Raw genomic sequence first — 22,411 nt, 5'->3', positions numbered from 1 at the left:
TCAGGCGGGTGGTTCCCCCACCCACACCAGCCGCGCGGTGATCGAGGCGGACGTGGAGAACCGCCGCTCGACCCGGTCGATGTCGTCGAAGCGGTGCCGCACGCCCCACCCCTCGGTGTAGGTCGTGACGTCGACCCGGTCGTCCGCGTGGAGCAGGCCCCACGCCGCGATCCGCGCGTTCCGCCGCGGCACGTGCTCCCGCACCACCGCGAACAACCGCGGCGCCGCCGCCGTCACCATGTCGTCGAGCAGCTCGGTGAACTCGTCCTCGGTCCACTGGCTCTGCGCTGTGTCGGTCATGTCTTCCCCGTGTCCATCTGGTGCGCCGCTGGCAGCCACCGAAACCCTCCGCCAACTGCGCGAACAGCGCGGCTGGACGATGGAGGAGGTGGCCACCAGGCTGGAACCGCTGGGCGGCAAGTGGTCCACGTCCAAGATCAGCCGCATCGAGTCCCGCCAGCAGGGCGTGAGTCGTTCGACGTGGAGCGGTTGCTGGACGTGTACGAGGTGACCGACAGCGACACGCGGGAGTGGGTGCTGGGCCTGTCCGAGCGGGCGGGCGAGCGCGGCTACTGGCTCGCCCTGCGCAAGGACCTGCCTGCCGACTTCCAGGAACTGCTCAACGTCGAGGCGACCCTGCTGGCCCGCAGGCAACTGGCCACCCATGTTGTTCCCGGCCTGTTGCAGACACCGGACTACACCAGGGCGTTGATCATGGGAGCACGCCCTGGCTTGGACTTCGAGGTCGCCGAGCGGCGTGTGTTGGCGCGGATGGCCCGACAGCGGGTGCTGCACCGTCCGAAACCGTTGCGCTACCACGTGATCTTGGACGACTCGGCCCTGACCAGGCCAATCGGCACCCCGGCCGTGTTGCGCGGGCAGTTGGCGAAGCTCGCCGACATCGCCACCGCTGAGCACATCACCGTGCAGGTGCTGCCGCTCGCTGTTGGTGCGAGCCCCGCCGTCGATGGGCCGTTCTCGATCCTCACGTTGCCCGATCCGATCCCCGACTTCGGCTATGCCGAGAGCCCCGGTGGCGCGATGTACATCGAGGAGCGCGAGGTGGTCCGCGAGCTCGTCGAGCAGTGGGGAATCCTGGCAGGGCAGGCGCTCTCGCCTGCGGAATCACTGGAAGCGATCAAGAGCGCGGAGCAGCAGGTCGGATAAGCTGTGCGCATGACTTCCGAGCACGGCATCACGTGGCGCAAGAGCAGCTTCTCCGGCAGCGGCGGCACTGGCGGCGGCGACTGTGTCGAGGCCGCTGTGCTTGCCCCCGAGGTGCGTGGCCTGCGCGACAGCAAGAACCCCGCCCGCCACCTGACCCTCCCGGCATCGGGGCTCTCGGAGCTGCTCGCCCACGTGACCCGCTGACCCCCAGCATAGGTTGGCCGAGGCGCCCTCGGGCGTGCTGTCTTGGCTCGAATCACTGCGCCGGGCTTGCGACGTGCGTGCCGCCGCCGGGATCTGTGGGATGAGGCCTCGCGGGATTCGGTGATGGATGGCCGGAGCGGGTGAGCAGCGGCGGGCGGGATCGGTGCCACGATGCCGCCGTGCGCTTCGTGCGAACTTCCGGGTGGCATCCCGCCGCGACCTCGCTCGGCAAGTTCGGGGCACCCGGCCGTTCGACCGGGCCAAGTCGTTCACCTGCGACAGTGCCTCTCCAAGTTCCTGTCACCCGGTGCTCCGGCTAAACGTCGTGCAAGCCGACGACACCGGAAACGTCCAGAGACCGTGGTCCTGGACGTGCACCTGACCGACGACTGGGACTACCTGCTCTACGCGGGCGCATGAGCCAAAGGTTGGACCTGGGTGTCAGGTGGGACTACATTCCAGGTGTGACGTTGTGGCAGCGCAAGAAGCAGCGCACGCGCGCGGAGATCGTCGCCGCCGCGTACGAGCTGTTCGCCGAGCGCGGCTACCCCGAGGTGACCGTGGCCGACATCGTCGAGCGGGCCGAGGTGGGGCGCAGCACGTTCTTCCGCTACTTCGGTGACAAGCAGGAGGTCGTGTTCGACGGGGAGCAGGAGTTCCTCGACGAGGTGCACGCCCGCTACGAGCCGATGCCCGTGCGCCGTGCGCCCGACCTGGCCACCGCGCTGGAGCTGATGCGCGGCCTGGTCCTGTCGATCTGCGCGGGGGCGGTGTCCGACCCGGACCTCTACCGCGTTCGCGAGCGACTGATCAGCGAGAACCCGGACCTGGCCGACCGGGGCAGCCGCAAGCTGGGCCGCATCGTCGACCTGGCCACGGCCATCCTGCGCGGCATGGGCGCCGACGAGCGGACGGCCGTTCTCGCTCCCTGGCTGGCCCGCGCGTGCTTCCAGGCGGGCCGGGAACTCGCGGGCAACGACCCGGACGCGCTGGCCCCCGCCGTCGGCGACGCGTTCGACAGCCTGTTGCGGCAGGTCAGGGCCCCCGAGGGGACGCAGTGAGAGGGGGCGGAAGGAGCACGACGGCGACCGAGCGCGGGTCGTCCGCGCGGTCGCGCGGGCGGTGGCCTCGCCGGGCGGGGGATTCGGGTGGGCGCGTCCCCGTCGCCCACCCGGCGTAACCGGAACGGCCGTGGTCGAATGATAACGCTGTGACGATTTATTCGATCATCCGACCGAACATGAACAACGCGGTACCCGTACGGACTGGGCGGTACCCCAAAGCTCGCACAGCGATGCGCCTCGTCACTCAAAGTGGCTGAGAGCTGCGGTAGGTGAATCTTTCTCGTGTTTCATTCACGTTTTGCGCTGCTGCGATCGTGAGCAGGCTTAGCGGCTTTTTTGTGTGTGCTGAGCAAGAACTGAATCGGTCTCGCGCGTGTCTTGACCCCCAAAAATGCCGATGCTACCTTCTTATCGCATAAATATCTATTTGTATGTGCACTGCATTCTCCGAGTGAGGATATCTCGGGAATAGGCAAAGGCGTCTTCAGTCGCAGCGGAATGGGTGTTCGGATGTCGCGTAAACGTGCCGCGGTCGGTGCCGCGGTGGCCATGCTCGCCGCTGTGGTCGTGGGTGGGCCAGGGGTTGGCGGCGCCCAGGCGAGCGGGTTCGAGACGCGCATGGTCGACATCGTGTCCCGCGACGGCGTGAAGTTGCGGACAATGGTGATGGAGCCCCGCGCCGGTGCGGACCGGCCGTTGGCGATTCTCATCAGCGCCTGGGGCGGCGGCGTCACGCAGAACATCATCCCGGCCACGAAACTGGCGGAAAAGGGCTACACCGTTCTGAGCTACGGCACCCGCGGCTTCGGCGAGTCCGGCGGCGAGGTGCAGGTCGCCGGTCAGGACGACCTCAACGACGTGTCCGACGTGATCGACTGGGGTATCGCGAACACCGATTCCGACGTCGACCGGGTCGGTGTCGCGGGCGTGTCCTACGGCGCGGGCATCGGCATCATCGCCTCGGGTGTCGACCCGCGGATCAAGGCGGTCGTGTCCATGAGCGGGTGGAGCGACATGGTGCGCTCCTTCCTGACCGAGCGCACCCGCCACGGCCTGGCGGCGACGGTGCTGCACCTGTCGGGCAAGCAGAACGGGCGGCTGAGCTTCGAGTCCGACCAGATGCTGGCGACCATCTACGACCCGCACCAGACCGACGCGCAGGACCGGGCCGTCCAGGAGTGGGCGCAGCCGCGCTCGCCGGTCAACCACATCGACCGGATCAACCGCAACAAGCCCGCGACGCTCATCCAGCACACCTGGAGCGAGACGGTCTTCGAGCCGGGCCAGATGGGCGAGCTCTACGACCGGCTCACCGGCCCCAAGCAGCTCGTGCTGATGCCCGGCGACCACGCCGCCACCGAGTACGGCGGCCTGCTCGGCCTGGACAGCCTGGTCTGGAGCAACGTCGGCAAGTGGTTCGACGCCCACGTCGCCAAGACCGACGACTCGATCACCAAGCTGGACCCGGTGCAGGTCCACCCCCGGCCCAACAGCGCCAAGGTCGAGGGCTACCAGAGCTACGCGGCGCTGCTGCAGCGACCGTCCACCAAGTACTACCTCGGTCCCAAGCCCGCGGGCCTGTTCGCGGGCGACGCCCAGATGAGCACCACCGCGCCCGCCCCGTTCAAGACCGAGATCAACGCCAACAAGGACACCTCGGCCAACGGCGGCATACCACTGGCCACCTACACCCTCGAGGCGTTCACCGGCAACCCGCCGACCAACTTCATGCCGTTCACCGACAGGTCCAGCGGCGGCGTCTGGTTCGGCCCCAAGACCCGCTCGACGCAGAAGATCCGCGGCGAGGTCACCTCCCACCTGGTGCTCAGCCCCCCGAAGGAGCGCGGCACGGTCGTGGCCTACCTCTACGACGTCGACCAGCTCGGCACCGGCAAGCTCGTCAACTACACCCCGTTCACCTGGCGCGGCGCGACCCCCGGCGCCCCGCTGGCGATCGACCTGCGGTTCAGCCCCACGGCCTACAACGTCGCGGCCGGGCACCGGCTGGCCCTGGTCGTCGACTCCAAGGACGCGCTGTTCATCGACTCCAACGTCGACGGCGGCAAGCTCGGCTTCCTGTCCACCGAGCAGGACAAGTCCTGGATCGACGTCCCGTTCGCGGGCTGACCCCGCCCCTCCCCGAACCCCCCGAAGGAGTAGTCCCGTGACCGACCTCGACCACGCCTCGGCCACCGAGCGCCGGACGCAGTTCCACTCGCTCAGCAAGGCGGGCCTCGACTGGGACTCCCTGCCGCTGCGCTTGTTCGCCAAGGGCAACCGCCGCTTCTGGGACCCCAGCACCATCGATTTCACCCAGGACGCGCAGGACTGGCAGAACCTCACCGAGGAGCAGCGGTTCATCGCGACCATGCTCTGCGCCCAGTTCGTCGGCGGTGAGGAGGCCGTCACCCAGGACATCCAGCCGTTCCTGCGCGCCATGGGCCAGGAGGGCCGCTTCGGCGACGAGATGTACCTGACCCAGTTCACCTTCGAGGAGGCCAAGCACACCCAGGCCTTCCGGATCTGGCTGGACGCGGTGGGCGTCAACGAGGACCTGCACTCCCACGTCGAGGACAACCCCGGCTACCGGGCGATCTTCTACGACGCGCTGCCCAACGCCCTCGGCGCGCTGCAGGACGACCCCAGCCCGGAGAACCAGGTCCGCGCGTCGGTGGTCTACAACCACATCGTCGAGGGCGTGTTGGCGCTGACCGGCTACTACGTGTGGAACAAGGCCTGCAAGGCCAACAAGATCCTGCCCGGCCTGCAGGAGCTCATCCGGTGGATCGGCTCCGACGAGCGCCGCCACATGGCCTGGGGCACCTTCACCTGCCGCCGCCACGTCGCCGCGGACGACCGGCTCTGGCAGGTCGTGCAGGACGAGATGGGCCGCCTGGTGCCGCACGCGATCGCGCAGATCGAGTGGACCACCAAGCAGTTCGACGGCGACCCGTTCGACATGCGGCTCGAGGGCGTCATGGAGTACGCCGCGGGCCGGGCGATGCGCCGCCTCGGCGCCATCGAGGGCGCGCGCGGCATGTCCGTCGCCGCGATCGATCTCGACTACAGCCCCGAGCAGCTCGAGGAGCAGTTCCACGCCGAAGAGTCGGCTCCGGCACCGGCATAACGAGACCGCACGCGGTTCGCGAGTCTCAGCTCGCGGACCGTGTGCGCTCGCCCACGTGGGGTGGCCGCTGACCAGGGAGGATGAGGATGAGCTGTCACGCTGTTGACAACACCGATCCGGTTTTTCCCCACGTCCGCTTAAAAACAATGTTTTAGCAGTTCGCGCACTTGTGCTGCAAACGTGAATGGTTGACACCCGCTGGGTACCGAAAATATGGTGATCGACGGGTGGTCGAATTGTTTTTCGGATCGACCGGATCAGTCGGATGCAAATGAGATCCACATTTCGCCGCTATTTGGCGCTGGCGGAATGGTGCGCAATGGGTCCCGTGTGCGGTCCGGCGCCCCGACGACGGCGAGGGACGGGACACGATGACTTCTGCAGGTGTGCGGACCGGCGGCCCCGCGGCGCCGGTCGAGGTCGGCGAGGGGTCGCTGGCCACGCTCTGCGCCTGGTGGGCGCGTGAGCGCCCCAACGACACCGCCATCACCTTCCTCGACTACCGCGCCAGCGTCGACGGCCACGCCACCTCGCTGACCTGGCGCGAGCTCGACACCAGGGTCAGCGCCGTGGCCGCGCGGGTGCAGGCGTGCACCGCCCCCGGCGACCGCGTGGTCGTCCTGGCCCGGCAGTCCGCCGACTACATCGCGGGCCTGATCGGCGCCATCCGCGCCGGGGCCATCGGGGTCCCGCTGTTCCAGCCCGACCTGCCCGGCCACGCCGACCGGCTCGCCGCCGTGCTCGGCGACTGCGCCCCGGCGATGGCCCTGACCCTCGACGAGCAGCGCGCCACCCTCGAGGCCTACCTCGCCGACCAGGGCATCTCGATCCCGCACATCGTCTCGGTCGACACCATCCCGGACAGCCGCGCGGCCGACTGCGCCGAGGTCGCCCCGCGCCCGGACGACATCGCCTACCTGCAGTACACCTCCGGCTCCACCCGCGTCCCCGCGGGCGTGGTGATCACCCACCGGAACGTGCTGGCCAACGCCAGGCAGAACGCCGAGTGCTTCCAGGCGGCCCAGGACGAGACCACCATGGTGAGCTGGCTGCCGCTGTTCCACGACATGGGCCTGGTGCTCGCCGTCGCGGTGCCGATGGTGACCTCGAGCCCGGTCGTGCTGATGGACCCCATCGCCTTCCTCGAGCGCCCCATCCGCTGGGTGCGGGCCCTCGCCGACGCCCACGGCGGCATCACCGCCGCCCCGAACTTCGCCTACGCCTACGCGGGCACCCGGGTCAGCGACAAGGAGAAGGCGCTGCTCGACATGTCCGACGTGGTGTCCATGGTCGACGGCTCCGAGCCGGTCACCATGGCCTCGATCGACCGCTTCGCCGACGCCTTCGCCGAGTGCGGGCTCAAGCGCACCGCGCACCGCCCGTCGTTCGGCATGGCCGAGGCCGTCGTGCTGGTGGCCTCCGGCGTCCCGGACACCGAGCCCCGCGCGGTCGAGTTCGACCGCGACGCGCTGACCAGGGGCGTGGCCGTCCCCGCCGCCGAGGGCGCCGCGGCCTCGCAGCTCGTGTCCTGCGGCTGGGCCTTCGGCCAGGAGCTGCGCATCGTCGACCCCGAGTCGGGCAAGCTCGTCGACGAGGGCATGGTCGGCGAGCTGTGGCTGTCCGGGGTCAACATCGCCGCGGGCTACTGGCGGCGCCCCGAGCAGACCGCCGAGGTGTTCGGCCAGGACCTGGAAGGCGACGGCTTCGACGGCCGCGGCGTCGACGGCCGCGGCTGGCTGCGCACCGGCGACCTGGGCGTGCTCCACCAGGGCGAGCTGTTCATCACCGGCCGGATGAAGGACCTGATCATCGTCGACGGCCGCAACCACTACCCGCAGGACATCGAGGCCACCGTCGAGCAGGCGCACCCGGCCGTGCGCAAGCACGCGCTGGTCGCCTTCTCGGTGTTCGACGGCGGCCGGGAGAACGTCATGGTCATGCTCGAGCGGTCGAAGGTCGTCTCCGCCGAGGACCTCGACCGCGCCGAGGTCACCAGGGCGGTCACCGCGGCGGTGTCGCACCACCACGGACTTTCCCTGCACGACGTGCTCATCGTCGAACCCGGCGGCGTGCCGCGCACCTCCAGCGGCAAGGTCAGCCGCGCGGTGTGCCGCAAGCGCTGGGCCGAAGGCACCCTCAAGGACGGACGCGCGTGATGAGTTCGCACGAATCCCTGCTCGGCTGGCTGGTCGAGCGGGTCGCCGAGCTCCGCGGGCTGCCGGTGTCCGAGGTCGACCCCGACCGCCCGCTCACCGAGCTGGGCATGTCCTCCCGCGACGCGGTGGTGCTCTCCGGCGACCTGGGCAAGCTGCTGGGCAGGCCGCTGCCGCCCACCCTGGCCTGGGAGAGCCCGACCATCAGCGCCCTGGTGGCGAACCTGACCGGCGGCCCCGCGGGCGCCGAGGTGGCGCTGCGCACCCCCGCCATCGACCCCGGCGAGCCGGTCGCCGTCGTCGGCGTCGGCGTGCGCCTGGCCAAGGGCGTGGACTCGCCCGAGGCGTTCTGGGACCTGCTCTCGACCGGCCGCGACGGCATCTCCGAGGTGCCCGCGGGCCGCTGGGAGCAGTTCGCCCCGGCCGCCGACCTGGCCGGCCTGCCCCGGCTGGGCGGCTTCCTCGACGACGTCGCGGGCTTCGACGCGGCGTTCTTCGGCATCACCCCGCGCGAGGCCGAGGCGATGGACCCACAGCAGCGGCTGCTGCTGGAGGTCGCCTGGGCGGCGCTGGAGGACGCGGGCATCGCCCCCGCCGCGCTCAAGGGCTCGCGGACCGGGGTGTTCGTCGGCCTGTCCGCGGTGGAGTACGGCCACCTGACCATGGTCGACCTGCCCGCCATCGACGCCTGGTCGGGCACCGGAGCCGCGGCCAGCATCGCGGCCAACCGGCTGTCCTACCTGCTCGACCTGCGCGGCCCGTCGCTGACGGTGGACACCGCCTGCTCGTCGTCGCTGGTGGCCATCCACCACGGCGTGCAGTCGCTGCAGCGCGGCGAGACCGACCACGCCCTCGTCGGCGGGGTCAACCTGCTGCTGAGCCCGGCGGTGTTCGCCAACTTCCACAGCGCGGGCGTGCTCGCCGCCGACGGCAGGTGCAAGGCCTTCGACGCCGCCGCCGACGGCATCGTGCGCGGCGAGGGCTGCGGCGTGGTCGTGCTCAAGCGGCTCACCGACGCCCGCCGCGACGGCGACCGCGTGCTCGCGGTCGTGCGCGGCTCCGCGGTCAACTCCGACGGCCGCTCCAACGGCATGATGGCGCCCAACCCCGACGCCCAGGCCGCGCTGCTGCGCGAGGCCTACTCGGTGGCCGACCTCGACCCGTCCGGTGTGGACTACGTCGAGGCGCACGGCACCGGCACCTTCCTCGGCGACCCGATCGAGGCCGGGGCGCTGGGCCAGGTGCTCGGCAGCGGCCGCACCGCCGACCGCCCGCTGCTGCTGGGCTCGGTCAAGTCCAACCTGGGCCACCTGGAGGGCGCGGCGGGCATCGCCGGGTTCATCAAGGTCGTGCTGGCCATGCGCAACGGGCGCATCCCGGCGAGCCTGCACTACACCGCGCCCAACCCCAACATCGACTTCGACGGCAACGGCCTGCGCGTGGTCGGCGAGGGCGCGGCCTGGCCGCGCTACTCCGGCCGGGCCCGCGCGGGCGTGTCCGCCTTCGGCTTCGGCGGCACCAACGCCCACGTCGTGCTGGAGGAGTGGCCCGCCAAGCGCCGCCGGGTGCCGCGCGCTGACGAGACCGAGACGCACGTGCTGGCGCTGTCGGCGCGCTCGTCGGCCGCGCTGGCCCAGCGCGCGGGCGACCTCGCCGACTTCGTCGAGGCCAACACCGGGGTCGCCCTCGGCGCGGTCGCGGCCACCCTGGCCCGCCGCCGCGAGCACCTGCCCCAGCGCGGGGCCGTCGTCGGCTCCGGCCGCGAGGCGCTGGCCGCCGCGCTGCGCGCGCTCTCGCGCGGCGAGACCGGCGCGGGCGTGGTGACCGGGCAGTCCCGCCGCGACGACACCGCCGTGGTCTTCGTCTTCTCCGGCTACGGGTCCACCTGGGAGCGGATGGGCCGCGAGCTGCTGGCCACCGAGCCCGCGTTCCGCACCGCCGTGGAGGCCCTGGACCCCGACTTCGTCGCGGTCACCGGGTTCTCGCTGCGCCAGGTGCTCGCAGGCGAGCAGGAGCTGCCCAACCTGGCCGCCACCCAGCCCGCGCTGTTCGGCGTGCAGGTCGCGCTGGCCGCGCTGTGGCGCGCGCACGGCGTCGAGCCCACCGCCGTGGTCGGCCACTCCATGGGCGAGGTCGCCGCCGCGGTCACCGCGGGCGCGCTGTCGGTCGTGGACGGTCTCAAGGTGATGACCACCCGGGCCAACATCCTCTCCGGCATCAACGACTCCGGCGTCGGCGCGATGGCCGTGCTGGAGCTGTCGCAGGCCGAGTTCGACGAGCTGGCGCCCCGGTTCCCCAACGTGGCCGTCGCCGTCTACGCCTCGCCGACCCAGTGCACCGTCACCGGCGACGCCGCCGAGGTCGACGCGCTGCTCGCGCACACCGAGGGCCTGGGCCGCCTGGCCCGCAAGCTCAAGGTCGGCGGCGCGGGCCACTCGCCCGCCGTCGAGCCGTTCCTCGACGAGTTCCGCGCGGGCATGGCCGGGCTGATCCCGGCCGAGGCCGCCATCCCCTGCTACACCACCGTCCTCGACGACCCGCGCGAGGTCCCGGCGTTCGACGTCGAGTACTGGGTGCGCAACCTGCGCCAGCCGGTGCGCTTCGCCCAGGCGCTCACCGCCGCCGTCGAGGACCGCCACACCCGGTTCGTCGAGATCTCCCCGCACCCGATCGCGCTGTCGGCGCTCGAGCAGACCGCCGCGGGCAAGGTGACCGGGCTGGCCTCGGCGCACCGCAGGGACGGCGAGCGCCAGACCTTCCTCACCAGCCTCGCCGCGCTGCACGCCACCGGGCACCCGACCGTGCTGGCCGAGCGGCACGAGGCGCTGCCCCCGGTGTCGCTGCCCGGCCCGCGCTGGGAGCACAAGGGCTTCTGGCCCAAGGCCCGCCCGGCCGCCGCCGCGCCCGCCGGGCGCCACCCGCTGCTGGGCGTGCACATCGAGCTGCCCGAGGGCGACCGGCACGTCTGGCGCGCCGACGTGGGCACCGAGGTCCGGCCCTGGCTGGCCGACCACGCCGCGCACGGCGTCGCGATCTTCCCCGGCACCGGGTACCTGGAGCTGGCGCTGGCCGCCGCCCGGGAGGCGCTCAAGGGCCAGGTCGAGGTCCGCGACGTCGAGCTGACCCAGGTGCTGCCGCTGGCCGCGCACACCGAGATCACCACCTCGCTCACCCTGACCGACCGCCACGGCGGCCTGGTCACCGTCAGCGCCAAGTCGGCGGCGGGCACCTGGACCAGGCACGCCTCGGCCACCGTCCGCCGCGCCGACGCCGACCCCGCCCCGCTGGGGTGGTCCACCGGCGGCGAGCCGGTCGACCTCTACCCGGCGCTGGCCGAGATGGGCCAGGCCTACGGGCCCGCCTTCCGCGGCCTGAGCGACGTCGTCGCCGGGGACGGGGTCGCCTCCGCCGCCATCGCGCTGCCGGAGGAAGCGGGCAGGCACACCGGGTACGTGCTGCACCCGGCCCTGGCCGACGCCGCGCTGCACGCCCTCGCCGCCGCCGCGTTCGACCGGATCAGCGCGGGCGGCGGCACCTACCTGCCGCTGTCGCTGGGCCGGGTCCGCGTCCTCGGCGACGCCGCCGCGGCCGTGCGCGTCGAGGCCCGCCTCGACTCCCTCGACGAGGGCCTCGACGGGCTCATCGGCGCGGTGCGGCTCGTCGACGCGGACGGGGCCGTGGTCGTCGACATCGACCAGGTCTACGTCCGCCGCCTGCAGCGCTCCTCGGTGCCGCTGCCGTTGTCGGAGAAGGCGTTCGAGGCCCGCTGGGTCGAAACTCCCCTTGAGACGGCCGATGTGGACGGTCGACGCTGGGTCGTGGTCGGCGACGCCGAGCCGGAGTGGGTCGCGGGCCTGCGCGACCGCCTCGGCGCCGAGGTCGTCGTCGCCCCCGTGGACGCCGTGCTCACGGGCGGCGCCCCGGCCGGGGTCGTCTACCTCGCCGAGGGCGGCTCGGGCCTGGACCCCCAGGCCGCGCGGCGGCACGTGCTCGCCGCCTCCGCGCTCGTCGGGCGGCTGACCGCCAACACCGAGCCCGGCTGGCAGCCGCCCCGGCTGTGGCTGGCCACCCGCGGCGCCGCGGCCGTCGGCGACGGCGAGCCGGGCGCGCCCGACCAGGCCGCCCTGCGCGGCCTGGCCCGCGTGCTGGCCTTCGAGAACCCCGAGCTGCGCGCCACCTGGCTCGACCTCGACGGCGACCGGGCCAGCGACGACTGGCTGGGCCAGCTCGCCGCCGAACTCGCCGCCGACGACGCCGCCGACGAGATCGCCTGGCGCGGCGGCGTCCGGCACACGGCCGAACTGGCCCGCGCCCGCTTCGACCTCCCCGGGGACGGCGCCCCGTCCGAGACGGCGGAGCACCCCACGGTCCGCGACGGCGGCTACGTCATCACCGGTGGTCTCGGCGGCCTGGGCCTGCTGGCGGGCAAGTGGCTGGCCGAGGGCGGCGCCACCCGCGTCGTGCTCTCCGGCCGCCGCGGCCTGACCACCGACAACGAACCGCTGGTCGCCGAGCTGCGCGGCCTCGGCGCCGAGATCGAGGTCGTCGCGGGCGACGTCGCCGAACCCGGGGTCGCCGAGCGGCTCGTCGCCGCGGCCACCGCGGGCGGCGTCCCGCTGCGCGGCGTGCTGCACGCCGCGGGCGTCCTCGCCGACGGCGCGACGGCCACCCTGGACGGCGCGGACCTGGAACGGGTCTGGCACGCCAAGGCCACCGGCGCGGTCGCGCTGCACCACGCCACGCTCGGCCACCGGCTCGACTGGTGGCTGATGTACTCCTCGGCCGCCGCGCTGTTCGGCTCGCCCGGCCAGGGCGCCTACGCCACCGCCAACGCCTGGCTCGACGCCGTGGTGGCCTGGCGGCGCGCGCAGGGCCTGCGCGCCACCACCGTCAACTGGGGCGCCTGGGCCGAGGTCGGCGGCGCGGTCGGCCGGGACAACCCGGTGCTCGACCCGCTCGGCCCGACCGAGGGCATGCAGGCGCTGGAGTCCGTCCTGGCCAGCGGCCGGGCCGCCACCGGCGTGGCCAGGCTCGACCTGGGCACCACCCTGTCGCTGTTCCCGCAGTTGCTGGCCCGCCCGTTCTTCGCCGTGGTCAAGCCGGACGAGCAGGCCGCGCCCACCGCCGGCCCGGACTGGGCGGGCATGGCCGCGCTGCGCGGCATGGCGCCGCCCGCGGCCCGCCAGGCGCTGGAAGACCACCTGGTCGCGATCATCGCCGAGCTGATGGGCTTCTCCGCCGAGAACATCGACCGGTACGTGCCGCTGACCCAGCTCGGCCTCGACTCGCTGCTGGCCATGCGCGCCCGCGGCGCGGTCGAGCGGGACTTCGGCCTGCCGCTGCCGGTGCCGCTGCTGCTGCGCGGGGCGAGCCTGGCCGAGCTGGCCGACCACCTGTCCGAGGCCTCCGGCCTCGGCGAGGCCGACCCGGCCGACCGCGCCGCCCGCCAGGCCAAGGCCGGGCCGCGCAAGGTCGGCCCGCGCGACCCGTCCGAGCGCTGGGTGGCCCGGATCTGGCAGGACGTCCTGGAGATCCCCGAGCCCGGCGTGCACGACACGTTCTTCGCCGTCGGCGACGAGGACCAGGCCGCCCGGGTGCACGCGGCCATCGACCGCGAGCTCGACGCCGCCCCCGACCAGGCCACCCTGTTCGCCGAGCCGACCGTGGCGGCCATGGCCGACCTGCTGCGCGAGCAGATCGAGGGCAACGGCGGCAAGCCGATGCGCGTGCTGCAGGACAGCGACACCGGCACGCCGATCTTCCTGTTCCACCCCGCGGGCGGCCCGACCAGCGTCTACCGGTCGCTGGTGCAGTTCATGGGGCCCGGCGTCCCGGTCTACGGCTTCGAGCGCCTCGACGACGTCGACACCCTCGAGGCCAAGGCCGAGCGCTACCTGGAGCTGCTGCGCGAGGTGCAGCCGTCGGGCCCGTACCGGCTCGCGGGCTGGTCGTTCGGCGGGCTGCTGTCCTACCAGATCGCCCAGTTGCTCACCGCCCGCGGCGAGCAGGTCGAGCTGGTGGCGATGATCGACACGATCCTGCCGCTGGAGGGGCCGCGACCGGTCTCGCAGGAGCAGGTCAACCTGGAACGGTTCGCCCGCTTCGCCGAGCACATCCAGGACACCTACGGCGTCGACCTCGACCTGACCCCCGAGCGGCTCGGCGGCATGGACGACGAGCAGCAGATCCAGTACGTCGTCGAGTCCCTCGCGGCCAACGTGGAGGGCATGGGCGCCGCCGCCCTGCACCACCAGTACACCTCCTACGTGGACGCCCGGGTGGCCGAGAACTACCACCCGAAGCCCTACAGTGGCCGCGTCGTGCTGTTCCGCGCCAAGGAGCCGCACCCGCTCACCACCCAGCTCGACCCCCGCTACAAGCGCACCGACGACACCCTGGGTTGGGACGAGCACGCGGGCGCCCTCGAGATCGTCAAGGTGCCCGGCGATCACCTGACCATGATCGACCCCCCGAACGTGGCGGTCATCGCGCGCGAGCTGCGCGCCGCTCTCGACCACCCACGCTCATCAGCTCACCAGTGAAACCGGAACCACCCGACCGCGCTTGACCTGAGTGAGGAGGAGGCAGTGATGTTCGGAGAAGACGGCTACTTCGCGCCCACGACGGCCTACCGCATCGCGGACCTGGCCGGACGCAACGACGAGGCCATCCGGCTCGCCGAGAAGCGGGCGGCCGATCGGCAGCACGCCAAGGGCAAGCTCACCGCGCGCGAGCGGATCGACCAGCTCGTCGACCCCGGCTCCTTCGTCGAGCTCGACGTGTTCTCCCGGCACCGCACCACCGAGTTCGGGATGGACGCCCACCGCCCCTACGGCGACGGCGTCGTGACCGGCGAGGCGACCATCGACGGCCGCCAGGTGTGCCTGTTCTCCCAGGACTTCACCGTCTTCGGCGGCAGCATGGGCGAGGTCTTCGGCGAGAAGGTCCTCAAGGTCATGGACCTGGCGATGAAGCTGGGCTGCCCGATCATCGGCATCAACGACTCCGGCGGCGCGCGCATCCAGGAGGGCGTCGTCTCGTTGGCCTACTACGCCGAACTCGGCAGGCGCAACGCGCACGCCTCCGGCGTCATCCCGCAGATCTCGATGATCCTCGGGCCCTGCGCGGGCGGTGCGGTGTACTCCCCGGCGATGACCGACTTCACGGTCATGGTCGACGACACCTCGCACATGTTCGTCACCGGCCCCGAGGTGGTCAACGCCGTCACCGGTGAGCGGGTCACCCAGGCCGAGCTGGGCGGGGCCCAGGTCAACAGCGAGGTCTCCGGCAACGCCCACTACCGGGCCGCCGACGAGGCGGACGCCATCGAGTGGGTGCAGACCCTGCTGGGCTACCTGCCGCAGAACAACGTCGACCCCGCCCCGGTCTACGGCCACGAGGGCGAGGCCGACCTCACCGCCACCGACCTGGCGCTGGACAAGCTCATCCCGGACTCGCCCAACCAGGGCTACGACATGTACCGGGTGCTGCAGGCGGTGCTCGACGACGGCGAGTTCACCGAGATCCACGCCGCCTTCGCCAAGAACATGATCTGCGCTTTCGGCCGCGTCGAGGGCCGCACGGTGGGCGTGGTGGCGAACCAGCCGATGCACAACGCGGGCGTCATCGACATCGACGCCTCGGAGAAAGCCGCTCGTTTTGTTCGCTTCTGCGACGCGTTCGACATTCCGATAGTGACCTTTGTCGACGTTCCTGGTTACATGCCCGGCATGGACCAGGAACGCGGCGGCATCATCCGGCGCGGGGCCAAGCTGATCTACAGCTACTCCGAGGCCACCGTGCCCATGGTGACCGTCGTCGTGCGCAAGGCCTACGGCGGCGGCTACGCCGTGATGGGCTCCAAGCACCTCGGCGCCGACGTCAACATGGCCTGGCCGACCGCGGAGATCGCGGTCATGGGCGCGCAGGGCGCCGTCCAGATCCTGCACCGCCGCGAGCTCGGCGCCGCGCCGGAGCACGAGCGCGAGGCGCTGCGCCGCAAGCTCACGGATGAGTATCAACAATGGCAGGCAACACCGTACGTCGCCGCTGAGCGCGGATATGTGGATATGGTGATCCCGCCTTCACGCACCCGTTTGCAGATCGCTCGCGCTCTGCGTTCGTTGCGCACCAAGAAGCAGTCCATCCCGGCGAAAAAGCACGGGAACATTCCTTTGTGAGGAATGTGATAAGAAACGGAGTGACAGGCCATGCCACGGAGACAAAAAGGTGATGGTCGGGGTTCGCCGAAGCGCAGGCGCGCGCTCTACGGCAGCGGAGCTGTGCTCGCCGCCGTCGTGGTGACCGCGACCCTGGTCCAGGCGCCCGCGAACGCCTCGCTGTTCCCGTGGTGGCCATCGCGGCCGACGACCAGCACGCCCAAGCCTGCCCCGACGAGCGCGCCCACCCCCAACGCGGCGCTGCCCTCCGGCGCGCCGCAGGTCACCGCGGACGACGGCGCCAAGGTCGTCAAGGAGACCCGGCTCGACGAGCGGACCCTGGACCTGGAGATCCAGAGCCCGGCGCTGCGCAAGAACGGCAAGGTCCGCGTCTACCTGCCCGAGGACTGGTCGCCGACCGGTGACAAGACCTGGCCGCAGTTGTGGCTGCTGCACGGGTGCTGCGAGAAGCTCGACTACACCTCCTGGGACGTCAAGACCAGCGCCAAGCAGTTCACCGCGGACAAGGGCGTCATCACGGTCATGCCCACCGACGGCGCCGCCGGGATGTACTCCGAGTGGTGGAACATGGGCCTGGCCAGGACCGCGAACTGGGAGGCCTTCCACATGGAGGAGGTCCTCCAGATCATCGAGCGCGGCTACAAGGGCGGCACCCAGCGCGCCGCCGCGGGCGTCTCGATCGGCGGCTACGGCGCGCTGTACTACGGCTACGCCTACCCGGGCACCTTCCAGTCCGTCGCCTCGTACTCCGGCATCCCCAACACCCAGTACATCGGCACCGCGGGCGTCATCAAGGGCATCCTGGTCCGCGAGGGCTTCTGGAACTGGAACGACCTGTGGGGCCACGAGTGGCTCAACGGCAACATCTGGCGCAAGCACAACCCGTACGCCAACATCGAGAAGTTCCGCGGCATCAACCTCTACATCAGCTCCGGCAACGGCGAGGTCGGCCCGCTCGACCCGCCCGGCACCGGTGGCGACCCGCTGGACGCCTCCACCCTGCTGACCTCGCGCAGCTTCACCGACCGGCTCCGCCAGCTCGACATCCCCGCCACCGTGGACTACTACGGCAAGGGCACGCACAGCTGGCCGTACTGGGACCGGGCGCTGCAGCAGTCCTGGCCCGTGCTGGCCAAGGGCCTCGGCCTCGGCTGACCCCCACGCGCTCCCGTGACGGAGGCCGCTCATCCGACCGGGTGGGCGGCCTCCGCCCTGTCCGGCGCCGCCGACCAGGCCAGATGAGGATTCCTTCATGCGCGCCCCGCTACCCGGCGGGCACTGGCAGTGGCGGCGTGCGCCGGCCCGAGCGCGGGTGTCTCAATTGCCTTAATCTCGGGGCGTCTGGACTGTCCTGTGGAGGTTGTCGGTGCTGGAAGTCAGTGGGCTCGCCTGGGCGGGCACCATCGGGATCATCGTCGCGCTGCTGGCGCTGGACCTCACCCTGGCGGCGCTGCGCCCGCACAAGGTCGGGTTCAAGGAGGCCGTGGCGTGGTCGGTGTTCTACATCCTGGTGGCGATCGCCTTCGGCGTCGTGTTCACGATGCTCGCGGGCGGTGAGTACGGCACCGAGTACTTCGCGGGCTACATCGTCGAGAAGAGCCTCAGCGTCGACAACCTGTTCGTCTTCGTGATCATCATGACGACGTTCGCGGTCCCGGAGGAACACCAGCACAAGGCGCTGACCTTCGGCATCGTGCTCGCGCTGATCATGCGCGCCATCTTCATCATGCTCGGCGCCACCCTGCTGAGCCTGTTCTCGTTCATGTTCCTGGTCTTCGGCGCCCTGCTGATGTTCACCGCGGTCCAGCTCTTCCGCCACCGCGACGAGGAACCCGACATCGAGGACAACGGCGTGGTCAAGATCGCCCGCCGGATGTTCCCCATCTCCGACGACTACGACGGCGGCAGGCTGTTCACCCGCGACGCGGGCAAGCGCGTCGCCACCCCGCTGTTCCTGGTCCTGGTCGCCATCGGCGGCATCGACCTGCTGTTCGCCCTGGACTCGATCCCGGCGGTCTTCGGCGTCACCGAGGAGGCTTACATCGTCTTCACGGCCAACGCCTTCGCCCTGCTCGGCCTGCGCGCCCTCTACTTCCTGGTCAAGGGCCTCCTCGACCGCCTGGTCTACCTCTCGACCGGCCTGGCCATCATCCTGGCCTTCATCGGCGTGAAGCTGATCCTGCACTGGGCCCACGTGGACATCTCCACGTCCGTCCCCGAGATCTCCACCCCGGTCAGCCTCGCGGTCATCATCGGCATCCTCGTCACCGTGACGGTCGCCAGCCTGGTCAAGACCCGCAACGACCCGGGTGCCAAGGCCAAGCCGGGCTCCCTCAAGGCCAGCAAGCCCCGCGACCGCGCCCAGGACAAGTAGCGGGCCTCGGCACCGGTCCGGGCGCCAACCCGGATGCTGACCGACACCGGCGTGGGTGACCGCCCCTCGCGTGCGGCGGTCACCCAGGACCCGGACGGTCTGTTCGTCGCGTGTCCCTCCTCTTCCCGCCGGTTTTCACTGCTCTGGCGACGGCGGTTGACACCACTCACACCCGCCGCGACAGCGCGGTCTTGGCTCGGCCCACCAGCCACCCCTCTGCGCAGGTACCCGCGGTGCCGGTCCTGGCGTCCGGCGACCGACCTGGACTCGGCCCCGACCACATCCCCACCTCGGCGGCGAACACCAGCGCCCAGACCAAAGTGGACACTCGAGTGCGACAACGGCGTCGCAGCTCCCCGGTCACGTGAACCCGGGCGCGCCCGCCGAGGTCGGCCACTGCTCCAGCCCCCAGCGCGTCGACGGTGGGCCCCGTTCAGCCCCGCTTAAGCCGCACCCGCACGGCTCCCCGCCACGCTCGACCGCATGACCGAGGACGTGACCACCCGCGCGCCCGCGCCCCCCGTCGAACCCGAGCCCGTCTCCCGCGCGTGGACCGCCCGCTTCGCCCTGGCCAGCACGGGCATGTGGCTGGCGTTCCTCACCCCGTCGCTGGCGCAGCTCGCCCGGCAGGCCGAGCAGTTCGCGCCCGGGGGCAAAGAGGCCCTGCTCGGGCTGGCGACCGGTGTCGGGGCCGCGGTCACCGCCGTGGCCGTGCCGCTGTTCGGCGCGGCCAGCGACCGCACCCGCACACCGTGGGGCAGGCGCGGGCCGTGGATCGCCGCAGGCGTCGTGGTCGCCGCCGCGGGTCTGGCCTGGCTGGCGGTCGCGGGTGGGCCGGTGGAGTTGGTGCTGGGCTGGGTCGTCGCGCAGGTGGGGCTGTCGTCGGTGCAGGCCGGGCTGATGGCGGCGATCCCGGACACCGTGCCGCGCCCGCAGTTGGGCGCCGTGGCGGGCTGGGCGGGCATGACCCAGATGCTCGGCGCGCTGCTGGGCACCGTCCTGGTCAACCAGGTGGTCACCGACCTGGGCGCGGGCTACCTGGCGTGCGCGGCCGTCGCGGTGCTCGCCGTCGTGCCGTTCCTCGTCGGCCACCGCGAGGCCCCCGCCGCGCCCGCGCCCGCCCGGCGCGCGCCGGGCCGGGTCGCCGTCACCGCCGACCTGGCGTGGACGTGGGTGGGCCGGTTCCTGGTGACGCTGGGCTTCGCCCTGGTCACCCAGTACCTGCTCTACTACCTGACCGACGAGCAGCGCGTCGCCGACCCCCGCGGGGCCGCCTCGACGCTCACGGCCGTGACGGTGCTGGGCGCGATGGCCGCGGCGGTGACGGCGGGTCGGTGGTCGGACCGGCTGGGCAGGCAGCGGGTGTTCGTGGTCGCGGGCGGGTCGGCGATGGGCGCGGGCGCGGTGCTGCTGGCCCTCACCCCCGCGTGGCCGCTGACGATCCTGGCGGCGGGCCTGGTGGGCGTCGGGTTCGGCGGGTTCCTGGCCGTGGACCTCGCGGTGGTCGCACTGGTGCTGCCCTCGGCCGCAGACACTGGTCGTGACCTGGGTGTCTTCGCCGCCGCCGCGGCCGCCTCGCAGATCGTCGCGCCGGTGCTGGCGGTGCCCGTCATCGCCTTCGGCGGCTACCCGGGCCTCTACCTGGCGACCGCGCTGGTGGCGGTTTCGGGCGGTTTGTGCGTCAGAAAGGTACGAGCCGTGCGCTGATCGAGACAGTTGTCACCATCACCACCGGTCACGCCGGAGTTACAGTGGCGTTAGAAGTTACATAGGCTACGCAAATAAATGCCTGGCCGGTGGCTCGTGGTGTTGGGAGGAACGCGCATGTGCGGGATCGTCGGATGGGTCTCCTTCGACCGGGACCTCGGTGAGCACCGGAAAACCCTCGAGGCGATGACGGCGACGATGGCCTGCCGCGGCCCGGACGGCAGCGGGGTCCACATCGACCGGCACGCCGCGGTGGGCCACCGCAGGCTCGCCGTGATCGACCTGCCCGGCGGGGCCCAGCCGATGGCGCTGGACACCCCCGGCGGCACCCTCGCGATGGTCTACAGCGGCGAGGCCTACAACTTCCGCGAGCTGCGCGCGGAACTCGCGGGCCGGGGCCACCGGTTCCGGACCGACAGCGACACCGAGGTCGTGCTGCACGGCTACCTCGAGTGGGGCCCGGCCGTGGCCGAGCGGCTCAACGGCATGTACGCCTTCGCCGTCTGGGACCCGCGCGAGCAGAAGCTGGTGCTGGTCCGCGACCGCATGGGCATCAAGCCGCTCTACTACCACCCCACCCAGGACGGGGTCCTCTTCGGCTCCGAGCCCAAGGCGATCCTGGCCAACCCGCTGGTGGAGCGCGCTGTCGACGCCGACGGCCTGCGCGAGCTGTTCACCTTCGTCAAGACACCCGGGCAGGCGGTGTGGGCGGGGATGCGCGAGGTCGTGCCCGGCACCGTCGTCACCGTCGACCGCAGCGGCCTGCGCGAGCACACCTACTGGAGCCTGCCGGTCCGCGAGCACACCGACGACCAGGACGACTCGGTCGCCCACGTGCGCGAACTGCTCGACGACATCGTGCGCCGCCAGCTCATCGCCGACGTGCCGCGCTGCGTGCTGCTCTCCGGCGGCCTCGACTCCAGCGCCATCACCGCGCTGGCGGCCCAGCGGCTCGACCCCGAGCGCGTGCGCAGCTTCGCCGTCGACTTCACCGGGCAGACCGAGAACTTCGTCCCCGACGAGCTGCGCGACACCGCCGACACGCCCTTCGTGCACGACGTGGCCCAGCACGTCGGGTCCCAGCACGAGGACATCGTCCTGGACTCCACCGCGCTGGCCGACCCGGACCTGCGCCGCGAGGTGCTCACCGCCCGCGACGTCCCGGCGGGCCTCGGCGACGTGGACGCCTCGCTCCACCTGCTGTTCAAGGCCATCCGCGAGCGCTCGACGGTCGCGCTGTCCGGCGAGTCGGCCGACGAGGTCTTCGGCGGCTACAAGTGGTTCCACGACCCGAAGGCGCAGCGGGCCGACACCTTCCCCTGGCTCTCGGCGGGACCCGCCCAGCTCCGCCCGGAACTGCTCGACCCCGGCGTCGCCGCCAAGCTGGACCTGCCCGCCTATGTGGACTCCCGCTACCGCGAGGCGGTGGCCGAAGTGGACCAGCCAGACGGCGCGGGCGACCTGGAACGCCGGATGCGCCTGTCCTGTCACCTGCACCTGACCCGGTTCGTCCGGGCGCTGCTCGACCGCAAGGACCGGATGAGCATGGCGGTGGGCCTGGAGGTCCGCGTCCCGTTCTGCGACCACCGGCTGGTGGAGTACGTCTACAACACGCCCTGGTCGATGAAGACCTTCGACCACCGGGAGAAGAGCCTGCTGCGCCACGCCACCAAGGACGTGCTGCCGCAGTCCGTTGTGGACCGGGTCAAGAGCCCGTACCCGTCGACGCAGGACCTCGGCTACACCGAGGCGTTGCAGGCGCAGGTGCGCGACGTGCTCTCGTCGTCCGACGACACCGTGTTCACCATCGTCGACCGCGAGCACGTCCGCGGCCTGGTCGACGCCCCGGCTGCGCGGGCCGCGGCCCGCAGGCACGACCTGGAGCGCACGCTCGACCTGGCGCTGTGGCTGGACCTGTACAAGCCCGCCATCCACCTGTCCTGACCCCGGCGCAAAGGCGGCCGGGGCGGGTGGTCCGCGCCTGCTCCACCCGCCCCGGCCACCCGGCTAGCGGCGCTCCTGGTAGGAGCGCCAGAAGTCCTCAGCCGCCAGGACGGCGAGGCCGTCGCGGCTGTGGACCAGGAAATCCGACGGGTGGACCTCGGCGATGAGGCCGCCGTCGCCGTGCAGGACTCCCACTGCGCTCTCCTCTCTCCACTCGACCGCGAGGTCGGCGTGGACCTTGCCCGAACTGCGCAACGCCGCCACCCAGCGACGCATCTCCCAGAGCAGCGTCGGATCGGTGTACGACATGGCCCGGACTGGGGCGGCGCACGGGTGGTACACCCGCGCCACGCCGCCCGTGTCGATCTTCCCCATCGCCTGACCCTACCATCGATTCGAACGCGTGTTCGACAAGGGTCGGGGGTGGGGAAGATAACGACAAGGAGGACCTAAACCGGCTCTCAGGGGGCACGGGTTACGGTTGCCCACCA

15 protein-coding genes are annotated in these 22,411 nt (G+C 71.7%); 13 read left to right on the top strand and 2 right to left on the bottom strand.

Going from position 1 to position 22,411, the window contains the following annotated elements; translation table 11 throughout:
• Positions 1–300 carry a hypothetical protein gene (locus tag GCL84_RS09090; RefSeq protein WP_156754945.1) on the bottom strand — a complete coding sequence of 100 codons (300 nt, stop codon included), beginning with the start codon at positions 298–300 and terminating at the stop codon, positions 1–3.
• Between GCL84_RS09090 and GCL84_RS30800 the strand changes: the two genes are divergently transcribed.
• From GCL84_RS30800 to asnB, 13 genes are all read left to right on the top strand, one after another.
• A complete protein-coding gene (locus GCL84_RS30800; RefSeq protein WP_328618762.1) occupies positions 239–511 on the top strand; it encodes a helix-turn-helix domain-containing protein in 273 nt (90 codons plus the stop codon). The genes GCL84_RS09090 and GCL84_RS30800 overlap by 62 nt on opposite strands.
• Positions 499–1,167, top strand: coding sequence for a DUF5753 domain-containing protein (locus GCL84_RS09085; protein WP_235926099.1), 669 nt, complete (start codon positions 499–501; stop codon positions 1,165–1,167). The genes GCL84_RS30800 and GCL84_RS09085 overlap by 13 nt, the downstream gene beginning before the upstream one ends.
• 9 nt (positions 1,168–1,176) lie before the next feature.
• Positions 1,177–1,371, top strand: coding sequence for a DUF397 domain-containing protein (locus GCL84_RS09080; protein ID WP_156754944.1), 195 nt, complete (start codon positions 1,177–1,179; stop codon positions 1,369–1,371).
• A gap of 464 nt (positions 1,372–1,835) precedes the next feature.
• A complete protein-coding gene (locus GCL84_RS09075; RefSeq protein WP_235926098.1) occupies positions 1,836–2,432 on the top strand; it encodes a TetR/AcrR family transcriptional regulator in 597 nt (198 codons plus the stop codon).
• Between the two features lie 513 nt (positions 2,433–2,945).
• Positions 2,946–4,562, top strand: coding sequence for a CocE/NonD family hydrolase (locus tag GCL84_RS09070; protein WP_197523114.1), 1,617 nt, complete (start codon positions 2,946–2,948; stop codon positions 4,560–4,562).
• 37 nt (positions 4,563–4,599) lie between these two features.
• Positions 4,600–5,562, top strand: coding sequence for a R2-like ligand-binding oxidase (locus tag GCL84_RS09065; protein ID WP_156754941.1), 963 nt, complete (start codon positions 4,600–4,602; stop codon positions 5,560–5,562).
• A 371-nt stretch (positions 5,563–5,933) separates the two neighbouring features.
• On the top strand, positions 5,934–7,718 hold the full coding sequence (locus GCL84_RS09060) for a fatty acyl-AMP ligase (protein WP_156754940.1): 1,785 nt from the start codon (positions 5,934–5,936) through the stop codon (positions 7,716–7,718).
• Positions 7,718–14,257 carry a type I polyketide synthase gene (locus GCL84_RS09055; protein ID WP_156754939.1) on the top strand — a complete coding sequence of 2,180 codons (6,540 nt, stop codon included), beginning with the start codon at positions 7,718–7,720 and terminating at the stop codon, positions 14,255–14,257. Before GCL84_RS09060 ends, GCL84_RS09055 begins: the two co-directional genes overlap by 1 nt.
• 48 nt (positions 14,258–14,305) lie before the next feature.
• The gene (locus GCL84_RS09050; protein WP_156754938.1) at positions 14,306–15,895 is read left to right on the top strand and encodes an acyl-CoA carboxylase subunit beta; all 1,590 of its coding nucleotides are present in this window, start codon (positions 14,306–14,308) and stop codon (positions 15,893–15,895) included.
• 30 nt (positions 15,896–15,925) lie between these two features.
• Positions 15,926–17,050 carry an alpha/beta hydrolase gene (locus tag GCL84_RS09045; RefSeq protein ID WP_156754937.1) on the top strand — a complete coding sequence of 375 codons (1,125 nt, stop codon included), beginning with the start codon at positions 15,926–15,928 and terminating at the stop codon, positions 17,048–17,050.
• Between the two features lie 211 nt (positions 17,051–17,261).
• Positions 17,262–18,269 carry a TerC family protein gene (locus GCL84_RS09040; protein WP_156754936.1) on the top strand — a complete coding sequence of 336 codons (1,008 nt, stop codon included), beginning with the start codon at positions 17,262–17,264 and terminating at the stop codon, positions 18,267–18,269.
• Between the two features lie 483 nt (positions 18,270–18,752).
• Positions 18,753–19,976 carry an MFS transporter gene (locus tag GCL84_RS09030; protein ID WP_156754934.1) on the top strand — a complete coding sequence of 408 codons (1,224 nt, stop codon included), beginning with the start codon at positions 18,753–18,755 and terminating at the stop codon, positions 19,974–19,976.
• 117 nt (positions 19,977–20,093) lie between these two features.
• Complete coding sequence (gene asnB, locus GCL84_RS09025; RefSeq protein ID WP_156754933.1) at positions 20,094–21,920, top strand: asparagine synthase (glutamine-hydrolyzing); 1,827 nt, start codon at positions 20,094–20,096, stop codon at positions 21,918–21,920.
• A gap of 63 nt (positions 21,921–21,983) precedes the next feature.
• Here asnB and GCL84_RS09020 read toward each other — a convergent pair whose 3' ends face one another.
• Positions 21,984–22,295 (bottom strand): hypothetical protein, encoded by a 312-nt coding sequence (locus tag GCL84_RS09020; RefSeq protein WP_156754932.1) that lies wholly within the window; start codon positions 22,293–22,295, stop codon positions 21,984–21,986.
• Between the last annotated feature and the right edge of the window lie 116 nt (positions 22,296–22,411).

This window comes from Actinokineospora pegani (genome assembly GCF_009745975.1).
Classification (GTDB): Bacteria; Actinomycetota; Actinomycetes; order Mycobacteriales; family Pseudonocardiaceae; genus Actinokineospora; species Actinokineospora pegani.
Note: the sequence above shows the minus strand (reverse complement) of the source record. Positions and strands in the feature narration are given on the sequence as shown.